At 49.6% G+C, this 15322-nt stretch carries 15 protein-coding genes; 3 read left to right on the plus strand and 12 right to left on the minus strand.

Annotated features, from left to right (window positions below):
* Positions 1 to 2: 2 nt before the first annotated feature.
* The 10 genes from KU854_RS05585 to grxC all read right to left on the minus strand — a co-directional run bounded on the left by KU854_RS05585 (position 3) and on the right by grxC (position 12290).
* Entirely contained in the window at positions 3 to 437 is a 435-nt protein-coding gene (locus tag KU854_RS05585) for a hypothetical protein (RefSeq protein WP_218357456.1), read from the minus strand.
* Between the two features lie 524 nt (positions 438 to 961).
* Positions 962 to 1390 carry a hypothetical protein gene (locus KU854_RS05590; RefSeq protein ID WP_218357457.1) on the minus strand — a complete coding sequence of 143 codons (429 nt, stop codon included), beginning with the start codon at positions 1388 to 1390 and terminating at the stop codon, positions 962 to 964.
* Positions 1391 to 1918: 528 nt separating this feature from the next.
* Positions 1919 to 2797 (minus strand): DMT family transporter, encoded by an 879-nt coding sequence (locus KU854_RS05595; RefSeq protein WP_218357458.1) that lies wholly within the window; start codon positions 2795 to 2797, stop codon positions 1919 to 1921.
* 172 nt (positions 2798 to 2969) lie between these two features.
* Positions 2970 to 4391 carry an amino acid permease gene (locus KU854_RS05600; protein ID WP_218357459.1) on the minus strand — a complete coding sequence of 474 codons (1422 nt, stop codon included), beginning with the start codon at positions 4389 to 4391 and terminating at the stop codon, positions 2970 to 2972.
* Between the two features lie 396 nt (positions 4392 to 4787).
* Positions 4788 to 6230, minus strand: coding sequence for an amino acid permease (locus KU854_RS05605; protein ID WP_218357460.1), 1443 nt, complete (start codon positions 6228 to 6230; stop codon positions 4788 to 4790).
* A 134-nt stretch (positions 6231 to 6364) separates the two neighbouring features.
* Positions 6365 to 6814 (minus strand): beta-galactosidase subunit beta, encoded by a 450-nt coding sequence (locus KU854_RS05610; RefSeq protein WP_218357461.1) that lies wholly within the window; start codon positions 6812 to 6814, stop codon positions 6365 to 6367.
* A gap of 3 nt (positions 6815 to 6817) precedes the next feature.
* Positions 6818 to 9904 (minus strand): beta-galactosidase subunit alpha, encoded by a 3087-nt coding sequence (ebgA, locus tag KU854_RS05615; protein WP_218357462.1) that lies wholly within the window; start codon positions 9902 to 9904, stop codon positions 6818 to 6820.
* A 327-nt stretch (positions 9905 to 10231) separates the two neighbouring features.
* Positions 10232 to 11224 (minus strand): transcriptional regulator EbgR, encoded by a 993-nt coding sequence (gene ebgR, locus KU854_RS05620; protein ID WP_218357463.1) that lies wholly within the window; start codon positions 11222 to 11224, stop codon positions 10232 to 10234.
* A 255-nt stretch (positions 11225 to 11479) separates the two neighbouring features.
* Entirely contained in the window at positions 11480 to 11977 is a 498-nt protein-coding gene (locus KU854_RS05625) for a YkgB family protein (RefSeq protein ID WP_218357464.1), read from the minus strand.
* Positions 11978 to 12020: 43 nt separating this feature from the next.
* Positions 12021 to 12290, minus strand: coding sequence for a glutaredoxin 3 (gene grxC, locus KU854_RS05630; protein ID WP_054779165.1), 270 nt, complete (start codon positions 12288 to 12290; stop codon positions 12021 to 12023).
* 113 nt (positions 12291 to 12403) lie between these two features.
* On the opposite strand from grxC, the gene KU854_RS05635 reads away from it, so the two are divergent.
* The 3 genes from KU854_RS05635 (at position 12404) to KU854_RS05645 (ending at position 13903) form a co-directional block, all read left to right on the plus strand.
* On the plus strand, positions 12404 to 13252 hold the full coding sequence (locus KU854_RS05635) for an AraC family transcriptional regulator (RefSeq protein WP_218357465.1): 849 nt from the start codon (positions 12404 to 12406) through the stop codon (positions 13250 to 13252).
* A gap of 62 nt (positions 13253 to 13314) precedes the next feature.
* Positions 13315 to 13542 (plus strand): hypothetical protein, encoded by a 228-nt coding sequence (locus KU854_RS05640; protein ID WP_218357466.1) that lies wholly within the window; start codon positions 13315 to 13317, stop codon positions 13540 to 13542.
* A 100-nt stretch (positions 13543 to 13642) separates the two neighbouring features.
* Complete coding sequence (locus KU854_RS05645) at positions 13643 to 13903, plus strand: hypothetical protein (RefSeq protein WP_218357467.1); 261 nt, start codon at positions 13643 to 13645, stop codon at positions 13901 to 13903.
* A 60-nt stretch (positions 13904 to 13963) separates the two neighbouring features.
* Here KU854_RS05645 and KU854_RS05650 read toward each other — a convergent pair whose 3' ends face one another.
* Together KU854_RS05650 and KU854_RS05655 are read right to left on the minus strand one after the other, a co-directional pair.
* Positions 13964 to 14254 (minus strand): putative quinol monooxygenase, encoded by a 291-nt coding sequence (locus tag KU854_RS05650; RefSeq protein WP_218357468.1) that lies wholly within the window; start codon positions 14252 to 14254, stop codon positions 13964 to 13966.
* Positions 14255 to 14293: 39 nt separating this feature from the next.
* Positions 14294 to 15319: a zinc-binding alcohol dehydrogenase family protein gene (locus KU854_RS05655; protein ID WP_218357469.1), complete on the minus strand. Its 1026-nt coding sequence runs from the start codon at positions 15317 to 15319 to the stop codon at positions 14294 to 14296.
* Positions 15320 to 15322: the final 3 nt, after the last annotated feature.

Below are 15322 nucleotides of genomic sequence, written 5' to 3' on the forward strand. Positions count from 1 at the left end.
TGTTAATTCGCCTTTAATTGTTCCACCAGCGCATCCGATATCCCATAGTTGTCATCTAAAGCAGAGAGTATTTGGTTAGCAGCGAATGTCACAACTGCAAATGTAGTCCAACCGACTACTATTGGAACGCTGAATAATGCAGTAATACCTACTGCTGCAAGAGTGCCTATTCCGGTGGAAAGAAAGCCTTTTGTCACGTCAGTGGCAGTTCTTCCGATGAAGTCGCTCAACATTCTATCGTCCCGCAAAATAGTATCTACTGCGTTAACCGCGACGGAGAATATGATATCTACCACGAGCCCAACAGAGAGCATTTGTCTCGCCATATTCTTGGTGCCTACACCAAGTTGGACAATTGTGGGGTTGTTTGCTTTCCAGTGATTCCTTTTGACCAGCGTTTTGAGGTGGATGTCATAGTTTTGTATTTCATGGTTCACCTAACGTTGCAATAACGGGCGCTTACCGAACCGCCCAAAACTGCTTTAATACATTGTATTCACTAAACTTTGAAAATTTGCCGCATTGACAAAGCGTCCCATTCATAGCCTTGTTAGCTTTTGGGTCTAATGGTTTTGTATCTGTATTTCGAAAAAATGTAATCCTACAAATGCCAAAACTATAAGTCCTATAGTAATGGCTAATAAAAGCCAGAGGTAAAGCTTGTAAGGATGCATTGGATTGTCACTATCGTAATGAAATAAAGCGGACAAAGTCATGTCTGCAGCGCTAGTTAAACATCCCGCAGACAGGAGTAGAAGCGCCGTGGCTACAATAGTCATACTCCGAAAGTTAAACTCATCTACTGTTAGGAGATAGAGAAGATGACTAGAAGTCCAGAGTATCCATATTTAGCCTTTCTCGAAAATTTAACCAATTAGAACTGATCCTCCAGAATAGCTAACGTTTGCTGTCTGTAACCGGCACAAAAAAGCAGGCTGAATAGAACTAGGATAGGCACTTGCTATGGGTTTTTACGCGCATAAATATATTGTGAAATATTAATGCCTACTATACCACCAAGGCCAAGTGCTACTTGGCAAAGCCCATATTTTAAACTGTTAGAAGAGTAAGTGCTTGATATAGCGAGTCCAACGCCACTAGCTAAGAAAAAGCAAAAAGCCAGGTGGGAAAATTGATATGGCTGCGAAATATTAAATGGATTAAGCCACCATGAAGGTGGTTGCCAAGTTGAGTCTGAAATAGGGTTGAAAAATTGAACGCCTATAACAATTGTAAATATGGCAGGGACTAACACAAATAATAGGAAAGGGCTGGGTAGTTGATAGTCAGGCACTGGTTGGACAACAGTCAAGCTTGTTACTAAGCCGAATAGTATGATAAGCAATCTAATGGAAAGAAATAACTTTTCTTTAGTTGTTTTATTTTCCATAATTTACATCCCACCTATGCCATTCGTTTTTACACCGTTACCACAATGAATGCAGCGAACATAACCACTAAACCACTAAACCACTTTATGGCAGTTTTTGACCAGCTACCATCAGACCTTGGATGAGGTTTGTTAAATCCTTGAATAGTGATGCATTTATTGCAGTAAGGACACCGAACAATACACGCTAAAATAAAATGAACAAATGAAAAAAACATGAACACCGTAAAACAAACGACAATTGCACTTTCACTATCGTTAAAATTAAGCATATCGGAAACAAAAACGATAATTGTTAGCGCTAGAAAAAACCATGAGAAATAAATACTGATAGCGTTGATTTTACCAACCATGATTGATTACTCCCTTTAGGCACAAATGCATGTTTTTAATGAAATATCATCATGCGCCACAAAATTACGAACGATAAAATACAACATTCCCACACGACTCTCGCTTTGCTTTAAGAACTTTATCAGAAGCTCTTGAATTGGAATCTGACAGAGTGCGTCCTGACGAATCCATTTATCAGCTGGCTTTCCCAAGCTTTGGCGCCCGCATCACCAAAAATACGGCCAAGGCACACACGGCGAAGCCGAGAATGGTGGCGGTTGAAAAGGCTTCATCAAAAAATAGCCAGCCCTGAATAGCGGTGACTGGCGGAACCAGATAAATCACCGAGGTGACTTTCGATGCCGCGCCCTGTCCCACCATGTAGAGGTATAGCAGTACTGCCACCACAGAGAGCGCCAGTACTGACCATGCCATGGTGAGGATGAATGTCAGCGACCAGGTAACATGGAAGCCTTCCACCAACCAGGCCAATGGCAGGAAGAAAATGCCCGCCGCGACATATTGCCACATGGCACAGGCCACCAAATCCACACCCTGACAGAAATGCTTCTGGTATAGGGTGCCAAGGGTGATACCAATAAGCGCAGAAAATACAAAGAGGTACGCATAAACTGGTTGCGCGTCGGCGTTCCAGCTCATCTTGCCTTGCACGACAAGCCCAATACCCACAATACCGGCCACCAGACCCAGCCATTGGGCGATATTCAGACGCTCGCTGGACAGGCTTATCACAATCAGCGCAGTCAGGATGGGCTGGAAGCCAACCAGCAGGGAGGAGAGCCCCGCTGGCATACCATAGCTTATCGCCGCAAATACACCGCCAAGGTAGAAACCGTGGATCATCAACCCCGAGGCCAATACATGGAGCAAGGTCTTGCCTTTTGGCATCGCTGGTCGCATCACGGCGAGGATCACCGCAAAGACCAGCACATTAAGCACCATACGGATAAACAGGAAAGTGGCGGCGTCGGCATAAGGCAGACCAAACTTGGCGCCGATAAAGCCTGTGCTCCACAGTAAAACAAAGATAAAGGGGATAGCCCTTTTAAACATGATGCGACGTCCTTGCGCGGGGTGATGAAACAACTACTTGGCGAAGAATGATTAAAACGTATTCAGTGTGTCACAACAAGAAGAGTATTGGGCGAGGACAAAGAGAATTCACATGTGTGGCAATAACAAAACAGCGCCCGGAGGCGCTGTTTAAATTGGATGCTTATTTGTATCAGGCTTCAACAGGTGTTGCTTTGATTTCAGCGCCTTGCTGTTTTTTCTCAAAGCGGCTGATCCACCACCATGCCAGTGCCGAGAACGCGGCAGTCATGAACACGTTGATGAAGAAGGCGCGAACCAGATCCACACCCGTTGGGAACGCAGACGCTGACATGCTGACCACGAAGATGGCGATAAGCACAGAGACCACAGACATACCGAACTTGCGCGAACCCATGCGGAAATCGCGTGGTGTGTCGTCGTGTTTCAGGCGGAACACGAAGTAGGCGACCATGATAAAGATAGGTGGCAGCATTGCAGTACCTGCAGTCAGGTTGATGGCGGTGTTCATCATCTCCTGAACAGATTCAGAGCCGAAGCCGTTCACCACCAGCATCACGAACACAAATGCAAACTGCCACCATGCTGCGCGAACTGGCACACCGTGCTCGTTAAGCTCTGTGGTTTTCTCGCCGTAAACGCCTTTTGGAATTTCAGAGAAGTGGATTTTCACCGGCGCTGCTGTCCACATCATCATGGAGCCGAACATGGCGATAAACAGGATGATACCGACGAAGCGGCCAACCAGGGTTTCAGAAATCTGGAAGTACTGCGCCATACCGGTGAAGATTTCCACCATGCCGCCTGCGTAAGTCAGATCTTCACGCGCCACAAACACGTTCACCAGCAGTGAGCCCACCGCGTACATGGCACCAATCACCACGCCCGCTGCAATGATCACCTTGATGAAAGATTTCTGACCGCCTTTCACATCGTTCAAGTAAGCCGCTGCGGTTTCCGCGCCGCCTGCCGCCTGGAAAATCCAGCACATGATACCCAGTGTCGCCCAGTTGATGGTCGGGGTCATGGCTTCCATGGTAATAGGTTGCACAGGCACATGGTCGCCGCCCAGCGCCATCAGTGCGCCCAGTACATAGATGCCGAACAGGGCAAACACGCCGTATGCCACGACTTCTGAAATTTTGCCCAGCCAGCTTGCGCCTTTGGTGGAAATGTGGGTGGCTGCAGCAAACAGCACAATAGAAATAATGGAGGTCACCATTGGCGAGAAGCTGTATTCGTAACCGAGCATGGCGTATGAGGCATAAGCTATCACGTTTGGCAGCAGGGAAACGAACCAAAACAGATTCACGAACCAGTAAAGGAAGGAGCCCAGATAGGCGGCCTTGGTGCCCAGTGGTTGTTTCAGCCAGTCATACATGCCGGATTCTGAGTTTTTGTTGGCAGACACAAATTCGGCAATGATGAACACAAAAGGGACGAAGTAAACGAGGGTGGCCAGCAAAAAAATCGGGGCGGAGCTAAGGCCAAGTTCAATGTTGTTGTTAACGATGTTGCGCACGTTGAACACCGCAGCAAAGGTCATCGACAGCAAGGCGAACTTGCCAATCGTGCCGCGAAGTGAATCAGTCATTCTGGTACTCCATATCTAGGGGCTGTTGACCTTTGGTGGTTAAATTTTGTTCTAGCCATAAGCGTTTTAGGCGCGGCGAGGTGTGTGCCGCCTAGTTATTCTAAGCAAATACACCTCAACAAAGCATAAAACGCTTAGGGCAGAACCCTTCGGGCAGCGTTTGTGGGGAATTTCTGCTGCGTTATCAGCGTCTCATGTAGGCTAGCTACACATCGAAGCTTCTGCCTTGCATAAAATCCCCACAAACTGCTGCAAAAATCACCACCAAAGGTCAACAGCCCCTAGCATTTCTTATTTTTGTCGTTGGTTATAGCGAAGCCCCCAATGAAGATCCCTACGGGAGGCTTGGATATAACTTTAAGGCGGCAGGGAAGTGCTTTCCCTGCCGCGGGTGTGTTACGCGTTATCTGCCATCAGCGAAGCAGGTGGTGCTTCTTTCTGGCGCTCAGCGTCGTCCAGTGATTTCTCGTACTGGCTGTATTTCCACCAGGCAAAGCCCAGGAAGGTCACGATGCCACCCACGTTGTAGAAGATGATGGTCATGATGTCAGCGCCTGTCGGGAAGGTAGAAGCCAGGAAGCCGACAGTGAAAATACCAATCAGGATGGATACCGCGACGATACCGGTTGTGCGAGAACCCATCTTGAAGTCACGCTCCAGGTGGTCGAGCTTCAAGCGCAGGTTCAGGTAAGCCAGCATGATGAACAGTGGTGGCAGCATCGAAGCCGCAGCCGTCATGTTGATCACTGTGTTCATCAGATCCTGTGCGGTGTTTGAACCCAGGGTAGGGATAATCATCAGCGGCAGCACGATGAGGTACTGGATCCACGCAGCGCGCGCCGGTACACCGTTTTCGTTCAGCTCAACGGTTTTCTTACCGAAGATGCCTTCAGGAATTTCAGAGAAGAAGATTTTTACTGGAGTCGCTGTCCACATCAGCAGCGAACCAAACATCGCGGTGAAAGAAACCAGACCCACGAAGCGGTTGACCAGCACTTCCGGCAGACCGAAGTAAGCCGCCATACCTTCAAATACCTGTACAGAACCACCGGTGAACTTCAGCTCGCTGCTTGGCACGAAGACGTTCATCAGCAAAGAGCCAACGGAGTAGAGCACACCGATAAAGATACCGGCCACGATGATGACTTTAACGAAGGACTTGGAGCCGCCTTTCACGTCGTTGACGTAAACCGCCACCGATTCTGCGCCGCCTGCCGCCATGAAAATCCAGGTAGTAATGCCAAGGAACGCCCAGCTGAAATCAGGCACCATGGCTTCAACGGTAATTGGGTCAGCCGGTTGGATGCCGCCCAGTAGCGCCGCGCCCGCCAGCATGATGTAAGAAAGGGTCAACAACAGCATCAGTGAGGAGGTCACTGATGTGATAGGCCCCAGCATTTTCGCGCCGTTGGTCGACACATACGTCGCCACCGCAAACAGCATCATACTCAGCACAGTGGTGGTAAACGGGGTCAGGATGTATTCATAACCCAGGAATGCGTAGGACGCGTAGGCGATAACCCTTGGCAGCAAAGAGGTGAAGAAAAACAGGTTCACAAACCAGTAGGTGTAGGCTGATATAAAGGCCCAGCGTCCACCGAGAGAGCTTTTCACCCAGGCGTACACGCCTGCTTCCGAGTCTTTGTTCAGGGAAACGAATTCCGCAATGATCAGACAGAAAGGGATGAAGTAAAAAATGGTCGCCAGGAAGAACATCGGTGCCGATGAAAGCCCGATTTCAATGTTGTTATTAACGATGTTGTTAAAGCTAAATACAGCGGCAAAGGTAAGAGAGAGTAGGCCAAACTTACCGATGGTATTACGTTTAGTGTCAGACATTGTTCTATCTCCGAAGAGTCACGTTATATGTAGGTGTCGATACTGTTCGTGTTTGCGGTATTGCTATCGTTCATCTGAAGGACTGGCAGCCAAAGCTGCCGTCCTCCTTTTTTGTTTTGTACAGAGGGTTGTTTCTATTTATTCAGGAAGTAGCCGTCTTCGATGGTCACTTTCAGCACCACTTTGCGCACCGCGTTGTTACTCACTACGCGGTAGGCTTTGTCGTTCTCGAAAATCGCCAATTGACCTTCGCGCAGGGTGATGCGCTCGCCATTGCCGCTCAGGTATTCGCGGTCGGTTTCGTCCTGGTAGGCTTGCTCAACGGTCAGGGCGGATTTCGGCGCGAACTCCACCTCTTCCGTGCCCGCCAGGTAGTAGTGCACATCGAAGTAACGGCGGTTGCCTTCAAAGCGCTCAGTTGCGGCTTCGCCTTCGGTCACCATGTACACCAGCGAGTCACCGATGGAGTACATCACTTCCGGCTGGATGTTCTGGATATTGTTGATGGCTTCCACACAGCGGTTCCATTTGCGGCCGTTGCGGTACACCACTTTGAATTGCTCTAAGCTCTCTAACACGATCATGGTTTACGCCTCGTTGGTGGAAGTGGTGGTGAAAAAGTCCTGGCTGAAGTTGTGCTTCGCCAGCGTTTTCGCACTGCAATCGCCTGCCTGAATTGGCATCAGGGTCAGGCCGTAACGGAAGTCGTTCATGTAGACGCGGTAAGAGTCGAGCACTTCGCTGCCCCAAGAGTTGGAGCCAAGACCCATGACCTGATGGTCGAGGTTCAGGGTGATGTAACCGCTCTTTTCCAACTCGTTGGTGTGCTGTGCTTCATGCAGGTTCTGGTTGGTGTAGTACCAGGCGCTGAAGTTGATCTCCTGCTCCGGTTTCACCAGAAGACCTGCGCCATGACGGTTGGTCAATGCTGCCCAGCGCACGTGCTGGCGGTTGCCGTTGTTTTGTGGGAACGGGTAGTTCACAAACATTTGCGATACCGTGCTTTGGTACACATCAATCAGGTTGGCCTGGCGGCTGTCCTGGTAGTTTTCTTCCGGGCCACGGCCGTAGTACTGCACCTGGTCGAAGCTTTGGTTGATGCCCAAATCCAGACCAATCACAGGGATCACATGCGGGTAGTCGCCATAACGTTCGCCGGACAGTTCCACATTCAGCTGGCCTTCCGCGTTGATCAGGTAGCGGTAGGTACAGCGCACACCAAAATCAAACACTGGCGGTGCAATGATGCTGGTGGTGGTGATTGCCACTTTTCCGCCGGTTTCTTCCACATTCAGGGTGCGGAAGTGCTCCTGCATGATTTGCAGGTGAGCTGGTTGCCACAGGCCTTCATATTCCTGCTTGTGGTTATCAATCATCGGCTTGAAGAAGTTGAGCTTTGGCTCAGAGGCAATCAGCTCTTCGCCATTGACTTGCCATGAAGTCAACTTGCCCGACACTTTTGAGAACTCCAGGCGGAAGTTGTGTCCATCAATCACATACGCCAAACGCGCTTCATTGATGTTGAGTGCCGTTGCATTGCGGTTGACCAAAACCGGCGCGATTGCGGTATTGGCTTTCAGTTCAAATTGGTAAATCGCCAATTCAAAGTTCGCTTCACTGTAGAGCGTACGTGAATCTTTGCGCACCGTGAAATTGATGAACACTTCACGCTCATCCAGCTCTGGCAGCGTAATGTTAAGCGCACGTTCGCTGTTGGCCGCTAAGTCAGTCACTTTCAGATTCAGGGTTTCAATCGTCTCACCCTCAGCACGGATATCGGCGCTGATGGTGATGTCATCGATATTGCTGAACCAGAAACGGTTCTCCACCACAAAGCGGCCCTTGGCAGCATCAACCGCGCGGATTTTCACTGGAGCGATAACCTGCTTGTACTCTTTCAGGCCAGCGCTTGGCGTCTGGTCTGGGAAGATCAGGCCATCCATACAGAAGTTGTAGTTGTTCGGGTAGTCGCCGTAGTCGCCGCCGTATTTGTAGAAAGGCTCGCCCTTTTCGTCGCGTGCCAGAATACCGTGGTCACACCATTCCCAGACGAAGTGACCCTGAATGCTGTCATGCTTGTAGAACACGTTCTGGTATTCCGTCAGGCCACCAGGGCCGTTACCCATGGCGTGGGCGTATTCGCAGATAATGCGCGGCTTGGCGTGTGGATGTTCACCGAAGTAGTTCATCAGCTGTGCGCGTGAATACATAGTGGAAATGACATCAACCACTTCGGCATCACGGTCTTCTTCGTAATGAACCAGGCGGGTGTCATCCAGCGCTTTGGTCGCCGCGTACATCGCACGGATGTTGCAGCCGTAGCCGGATTCGTTACCCAGCGACCACATGATGATGGATGGGTGGTTTTTCTGTGCCTGAACCTGACGCACCGCGCGGTCAACAAACACGGTTTCCCATTCCGGATCGTTAGTGATGCGGCTGAGATCGCCCACGTTGGCAAAGCCGTGGGTTTCCACATCGGTTTCCGCCATCACGAACAGGCCGTAGATGTCGCAAAGCTCGTAGAAACGTGGGTCGTTCGGGTAGTGAGCGGTGCGCACAGAGTTAATGTTGTGCTGCTTCATCAGCACGATATCTTTCTCAACGCGATCCATGCCAACCGCACGGCCTTTGATGTGGTCGTTGTCGTGGCGGTTAACGCCGTGCAGCATCACGTACTGGTTGTTCACATAGAACAGACCGTCACGCACTTTGATATCGCGGAAACCGACGCGCTGCGGGATCACTTCCAGTACCTTGCCGTTGCTGTCTTTTACTGTGATAAACAGCTGGTACAGGTTTGGCGTTTCGGCGTTCCACTGCTTTGGATTTTGCATGTCGATGGCAAATTGTGCCGATGCGGTGTCAGTGATGTTCAGGGCACCGCAATCGCCGGACGCAACCAGCGCAGCGCCATCGTAAAGGGTATATTCAACCGACACATTGGCAGCCTGGGCTGACAGATTTTCCAGCGCGATGTTGGCGCTCAGCGTCGCACTTTGGTAGTCATCGGCAAAGTCAGTACGGATAGTCAAATCTTGCACGTGGGCCTTGTGTTTACCCACCAGGTAAACATCGCGGAAGATACCCGCTGTCCACCACATGTCCTGATCTTCGATGTAGGTTGAGTCTGCCCACTGCATTACGCGCACGCTCAGCAGGTTCTCACCCTGATTGACGAAGGCAGAGATATCAAACTCTGCGGTCAGGCGGCTGCCTTTGCTGAATCCCACATACTGGCCGTTTACATACACTTCGAAGTAGGTTTCAACACCATCGAATTTGATGATGGTTTGTTTGTCGTTCCAGCTTTCGCCGAGGGTGAAAGTGCGTTGGTACGCGCCGGTTGGGTTGTCGCTTGGGACAAAAGGCACATCAATTGGGAAAGGGAAGCCTTCGTCTGTGTATTGCAGATCGCCATGGCCTTCCATTTGCCACATGTTAGGCACGGTAATTTCGCCCCATGTGGTCATTTTCTGTGAGTAAAACTCTTCAGGCACCAGCAGTGGGTTGCTGAAGTAGTGGAACTGCCACTGGCCGCTCAGTAACTGGAAATGGTTGCTCAGTTCGCGCTGGAAAGATTTGGCGCGTTCAACAGAATCGTAGGAAAAGAAATAGGCTCTTGGAGCCATGCGGTTTTCGTGTAGATGTAAAAAGTTTTCCCAGTTGTTCACTTTGTATCTCCCTCGGCTTTCCCGCATTCAGGGGGCCGACGTTCTTATGACAAAAAAGATATTGGGTGTCTCTGGGGTGTAGATATAAGTAAAAGTTTTACTAAAACAAAATAAAGTTTTCGTTTTACTTTAACTATGTCACGAATTGCATTTCCGTCCGTGCACAAATCGTGATCGCGGTTTGAGTTATTGAGAGGACGGTTTTTAGGTGAAAGCAGGAAGAGCAGGAAGAGCAGAAAAAGCAGGTAGAGCAGAGAAAGCAGAAAGGGCAGAGAAACAAAAAAGCACTGAATAATCAGTGCTTTTTGAACGAATGTTTTGCCGCGGTTAGAGCGGTTTTGTGGTGCCGCGCAGTTTCAGTTGGCTTGGTACATACACCTGAAGCGGCAAGGTACGGCCATCGCGGGCTTTATCAATCAGCAGGTTTACTGCCTGAATGCCCATCATTTCCGAGTGGATGCGTACAGTCGAAAGCGGCGGGAACGTGAAACGGGCGGTAGGAATATCATTCACGCTGATCAGTGCGACATCATCTGGCATGGTTAAGCCCTGCTCGTGAATGGCGCGTAGCACCCCAATAGCGATGGAATCTGAAGCCACAAACAGCGCTTTAGGATAGTCGCCGGATTCCAGCATGGTTTTCGCCAGTTGATATCCGCTTTGGCTGGTAAAGTCGCCGCGGTAAATATCTTTATCAAACACCACGTTTTTCAATTGCCCGTACACGGTAAACGCCAGTTCACGGATATCCGCGCTGCCCGGCGAATCCTGCCCGCCAATAAAGCCAATGCGGTCATAACCTTGTTTGATAAAGAAATCGACCACCTGTTTACTGATTTTACCCAGGTCGATATCTACGCAGTCATTCGGGCTGTCCGGCTGGCTATAGTCGATGTGGCAGACACTTTCCTTGAGATGCTTTGGCAGTTTTTTCAGCTGCGCCCTGTCACAACGCCCGACCAGTAAAATACCGGTGATGTGGGTGAAATCTAACTCGTTGTCGCTGGCATAACAGTTGGTCAGGCCGACACCACGTTTCTCGCACTGGGTTTCAATGCCGTGGCGGATAGAGAGGTAATAGGGGTCGTTAACCTCGGCTTCCTGTTTGTAGTTGTAGAGCGCGAGGAATTGGTGTTTCTGGCGTTGTTGGTTGACGGCGCGCTTGGAGCTGCTGGTGCGGTATTCCAATTGTTCGGCAATTTCGAGGATACGGCGTTTGGTGGCTTCTTTGACGCTAAGGGTGGGGTCATCATTCAATACGCGGGATACGGTGGCAAGAGAAACGCCAGCCTCTTCCGCAATGTCTTTTAAAGTAGCCATGATTGATAGTCCTTGGGGTCTCACATTCCCTGATGGTTTGAGGCGTTAAACCTACAGCGAACAGGGTGTTCCGTCGAATTTGTCCAGTCTATCAGTCATCTGTGAGGAATAAAATATTTTAGTAAAACTTGTGGGTGGGTATTTAGGCTTGGTTCTCTAAAAGAAAAAGCCGGACGACATGAAAGCATGATGTCCGGCTTCAGGGAGCTTAATGGTTCATAGTGTTTTCCGGCGTGATTCGCTTTCAGTTAGCGATTACTCGCCGCGAAGCAGTGCTTTAGCCAGCAGGGAAAGCGCAGCAGACAAGAGCACAATATCTTTCAGCAAGAATTGACCTGGCACCACGGAAATTGCCGGGAAACCGCCAAGGCTTGCTTCTGTCACTGGTGCAGTAAACAGAAAGCTGGTGGTGACGGCAAAGGTCACGGTTGCACTCGCTGCACCCAAAATGGCAATGGAGCGGCTAAACGGTGCCAATACCAAGGCTACAGCTGTCAGCACTTCCACAATACCAATCAGGTTTGATGCACCTTGCAGGCTGAATACCGAATAGAGCCAGCTTGTCAGGGGGCTGGATGCAACCAAGCCCTCAATTGCCCCGGCTTCGTATCCGGTAAATTTCATTGCGCCAATCCATGCCAGCACAATCACGATGGAAAAGCGGACTGCATTGTCAGCGAAGGTGTTGAGTGAGTGCGCGAAACCGACGCTTTCTTCGTTAATGCGAGCGTTGTATTTATTGAGCGTTGTCATGGTGTATCTCCTTTTAAATCTGGATCCGTTTGTAATTGGGTTGTTAAGCCGCAGGGCTTTGACTGGCAAGGATCTTCTCAAACTTTCCAGTGCTGATTGCTTTGAGTAAATCGTCGTTTCCGCCAACATGAATATCGCCGACGAAAATCTGTGGCACGGTGCGGCGCTGGCTTCGCTCCAGCATTTCAATAAACAACACTTGGTCATCGTCTACTTCGATTTCACGGTAAGCTAACCCCATTCGTCCCAATACCTTCTTGGCGTTTTTACAGTGTGGGCAGTAGCTCTTGGTGTAGATTTCAATCTTGGTCATGGTCATATCCCTGTTTCGTTTTGGTATGAGACTACTTTAGAGGTTGCGACCCGTACCATCTATGCACAATAATCTTGATTGAATACATCGATCGTCCAGTTGGGGGATAAGAAATGGAAGTGATGAGTGACATCCTGCGTTCCATCCGAGTGATGGGCAGTGTGTACTTTTGCAGCCAGGTGGATGCGCCATGGACAAAAACCTTTACTGATCTGGATTACGCCAGCTTTCACATGATCCGACGGGGCCGCTGTTGGGCAAAGATTGATGGGCGTGTGGAGCGTTTAGAGGCCGGGGATTTGATTTTTCTTGGCCCGGGACAAGACCATATTCTTTCCAGCCAGTCCCCTGAAAAGGGCAAGCCAGATCTGGATGAATCCACCATGTTGCTCTGCGGCTCGTTCAGTTTCACCCGAACCGCCACAACCCCGTTATTGGATGTCTTCCCCCGCGTCACTATTGTGCGGGATAAGGATTTCGAATCCCTTCCCTGGTTGCGCAGTACCTTCGATCAGCTCAGTGCGGAATACCTGTCGCAAGGGCCGGGCTCGGAGCTTATCGTCAATAAACTCACGGAAATCATCCTTGTCGAGCTTATCCGCATCAACTTTGGCCGGGAGCAGAAAAGTCCGTTTCTGGATGCGCTCAACGACAAGCGTATCTCCCGCGCTTTACAACTGCTCCACGATAATCCCCAGCAATCATGGACACTGGAGTCCGTCGCCAGTCAGATTGGTATGTCGCGGGCTGCGTTTGCCAGCCGTTTTACCTCGCTGGTGGGGCTGCCTATGTTTGGCTATCTGACCAACCTTCGTATGCAACGGGCGCAGGAGCTGTTGCGCGAATCCCTTCTGCCCATCTATGACATTGCTGAGCAGGTGGGCTATGAGTCTGAACGTGCCTTTACCTTGACGTTCAAGAAACACACGGGCACGACGCCAAAACGATACCGGACGCAGTAGCTCACTACAGTGATTGCACAGAATGTGCGCGTTCTCCAAACCTTACAACCTGATGAGCAGATTTGCTTATCAAGCCGGGTAGGGAGCGGTTAAATATCGCTTCCGCTGCCAGATCATTTACCTATTTACGCCTCAGGGATTTCTCCCGCGGGCAATCCGTCGCATTGGGTGAAGGGGAAGTAAATCTTACTGAGGTAATGGAGCATTTGCATTTATTGCCAAAGCTGGAATGGGTTGTGGTGGAGTTTGAACCCACAGAAAACGCGCTGGAAAAATTTCAGAGAAAGTAAGGGTTTCTGGACAATTTGGTCAGGAATTGGATCCACCTCTTAGCTGACGTTTTTAAGTTGATGGATACTATTCAAGCTACTGAAATCATTGGAAATGTGTATGGAAAAACAAAAAAAATTACTGGCGCTTATAGAACAAGAATATGAAGAGTTTTGCGCTATTCCTATCGGCGAATATCGTAAAGTGGCGGATAAGAAAAGCTTTATCAATGGACTGATGACAGCGGCTCGGGTTATCGGTGTGAGCTACGAATCGCTCAGCGAAATTGTCGATGCCCCGCCCAAAATCACGCCTACTCATCTTGATGAACAGTTCTTGGTTCCGACCTATATCCGCAACCGGGTAGATATTGAATTGTGAAAATACACGCCGAAAGCACAAAGGCCTGTTGTCAGAACAGGCCTTGTTTATGTTAGGAATTTAGCCAATCACCGTCATTTCATGAAGTGTAAAGCTTTCTACGGCGCCTTCAGTCGCTGCAAGGTAGTCGGCCAGATGCTGGTTCCCCATGTGTTGTTGCCATAATTCCCGGCTTTGCCAGTTTTCATAGAACAGGAAGTGGGCGGGATTTTCGTTGTTCTGATGCAGATCGTAATCAATACACCCTTCTTCCGCACGAGTGGTATCAATCAGCTTCATCAACTCTGATTTCACCAGCTCAATACTGTCTTGTTTTGCAAAAATATTGGCAACAATTGTCAATCTACTCATCGCGTAATCCCTATTTTTAATCCTTGATTTTTCTTAAAGTTAGAAGCCTTCTAGAACGATTTTCCCGATTGCCGTGCCGGACTCGAGTTCTTCATGTGCTTTTCGCAAGTTTGCAGCGTTGATAGTACCAAGATGCTTACCCGCCGTGGTCTGGATTTGGCCAAGATCTACCAATTGCGCCACATGGTTCAGCAGGTCACTTTGTTTTTGCATATCTTTCGCTTCAAACATAGAACGGGCAAACATGAACTCAAGGTGCAGTGTCAGGCTTTTGCTTTTCAGCTGCATGACGTTGATGTGTGCCGGGTCATCAATCATGGCGATGTGTCCAAACGGTGCCAGTAACTCAGCGTAAGTATCAAAATAGCTTTCTGTCGCATTAAGGCTTGCTATGTGGGTCACCTGACCAATGCCAAGGGCTTCAATTTGCGGTTGAAGGGCTTCCCTGTGATTGACAACATAATCCGCGCCGAGTTTTTTCACCCAGGCCTTGGAGTCTTCACGCGAGGCTGTGCCGATGATGGTGGCACCGGTTAGTTGCTTTGCGAGCTGAACGAGAATGGAACCCACTCCACCTGCGGCTCCCACGACCAACAGCACATCCTCTGACTTCTTATCGTCTGATGGTGTCAGCTGTTCTAGGCGCAGATGATCAAACAAGAGTTCATAGGCCGTGATGGAGGTCAGTGGCAGTGCGGCTGCTTCTGAATCGGACAGGCTTTTCGGTTTGTACCCAACGATGCGTTCATCCACTAATTGGTATTCGGCATTGCTGCCCTGACGGCCCAGATCGCCGGCGTAATAAACCTTGTCGCCAACCGTGAAGTTTTTCACGCCTTCACCAACTGCGACCACCTCTCCAACGGCATCCCAGCCAATCACTTTATAGCTGTCGTTTTCCGGTGCCACATTCTGGCGGATTTTGTAATCCACCGGGTTAACAGCGATGGCGCTGACTTTCACCAAAAGGTCAAGGCCAGCCGCAATCGGCATAGGCAGTTCAATATCTACCAAGGATTCTGCATCGGTAATTGGCAGGCTTTTGCTGTATCCAATCGCTTTCATTTT

Origin of the sequence: Enterovibrio paralichthyis, assembly GCF_019209835.1 — a bacterium.
Classification (GTDB): domain Bacteria; phylum Pseudomonadota; class Gammaproteobacteria; order Enterobacterales; family Vibrionaceae; genus Enterovibrio; species Enterovibrio paralichthyis.

What these genes read in the sequence shown, in the direction of transcription:
- KU854_RS05590 (WP_218357457.1), bottom strand. Translation starts at nt 1,390, where the DNA reads ATGGAAAATAAAACAACTAAAGAAAAGTTATTTCTTTCCATTAGATTG.
- KU854_RS05595 (WP_218357458.1), bottom strand. Translation starts at nt 2,797, where the DNA reads ATGTTTAAAAGGGCTATCCCCTTTATCTTTGTTTTACTGTGGAGCACA.
- KU854_RS05600 (WP_218357459.1), bottom strand. Translation starts at nt 4,391, where the DNA reads ATGACTGATTCACTTCGCGGCACGATTGGCAAGTTCGCCTTGCTGTCG.
- KU854_RS05605 (WP_218357460.1), bottom strand. Translation starts at nt 6,230, where the DNA reads ATGTCTGACACTAAACGTAATACCATCGGTAAGTTTGGCCTACTCTCT.
- KU854_RS05610 (WP_218357461.1), bottom strand. Translation starts at nt 6,814, where the DNA reads ATGATCGTGTTAGAGAGCTTAGAGCAATTCAAAGTGGTGTACCGCAAC.
- ebgR (WP_218357463.1), bottom strand. Translation starts at nt 11,224, where the DNA reads ATGGCTACTTTAAAAGACATTGCGGAAGAGGCTGGCGTTTCTCTTGCC.
- KU854_RS05625 (WP_218357464.1), bottom strand. Translation starts at nt 11,977, where the DNA reads ATGACAACGCTCAATAAATACAACGCTCGCATTAACGAAGAAAGCGTC.
- grxC (WP_054779165.1), bottom strand. Translation starts at nt 12,290, where the DNA reads ATGACCAAGATTGAAATCTACACCAAGAGCTACTGCCCACACTGTAAA.
- KU854_RS05635 (WP_218357465.1), top strand. Translation starts at nt 12,404, where the DNA reads ATGGAAGTGATGAGTGACATCCTGCGTTCCATCCGAGTGATGGGCAGT.
- KU854_RS05645 (WP_218357467.1), top strand. Translation starts at nt 13,643, where the DNA reads ATGGAAAAACAAAAAAAATTACTGGCGCTTATAGAACAAGAATATGAA.
- KU854_RS05650 (WP_218357468.1), bottom strand. Translation starts at nt 14,254, where the DNA reads ATGAGTAGATTGACAATTGTTGCCAATATTTTTGCAAAACAAGACAGT.
- KU854_RS05655 (WP_218357469.1), bottom strand. Translation starts at nt 15,319, where the DNA reads ATGAAAGCGATTGGATACAGCAAAAGCCTGCCAATTACCGATGCAGAA.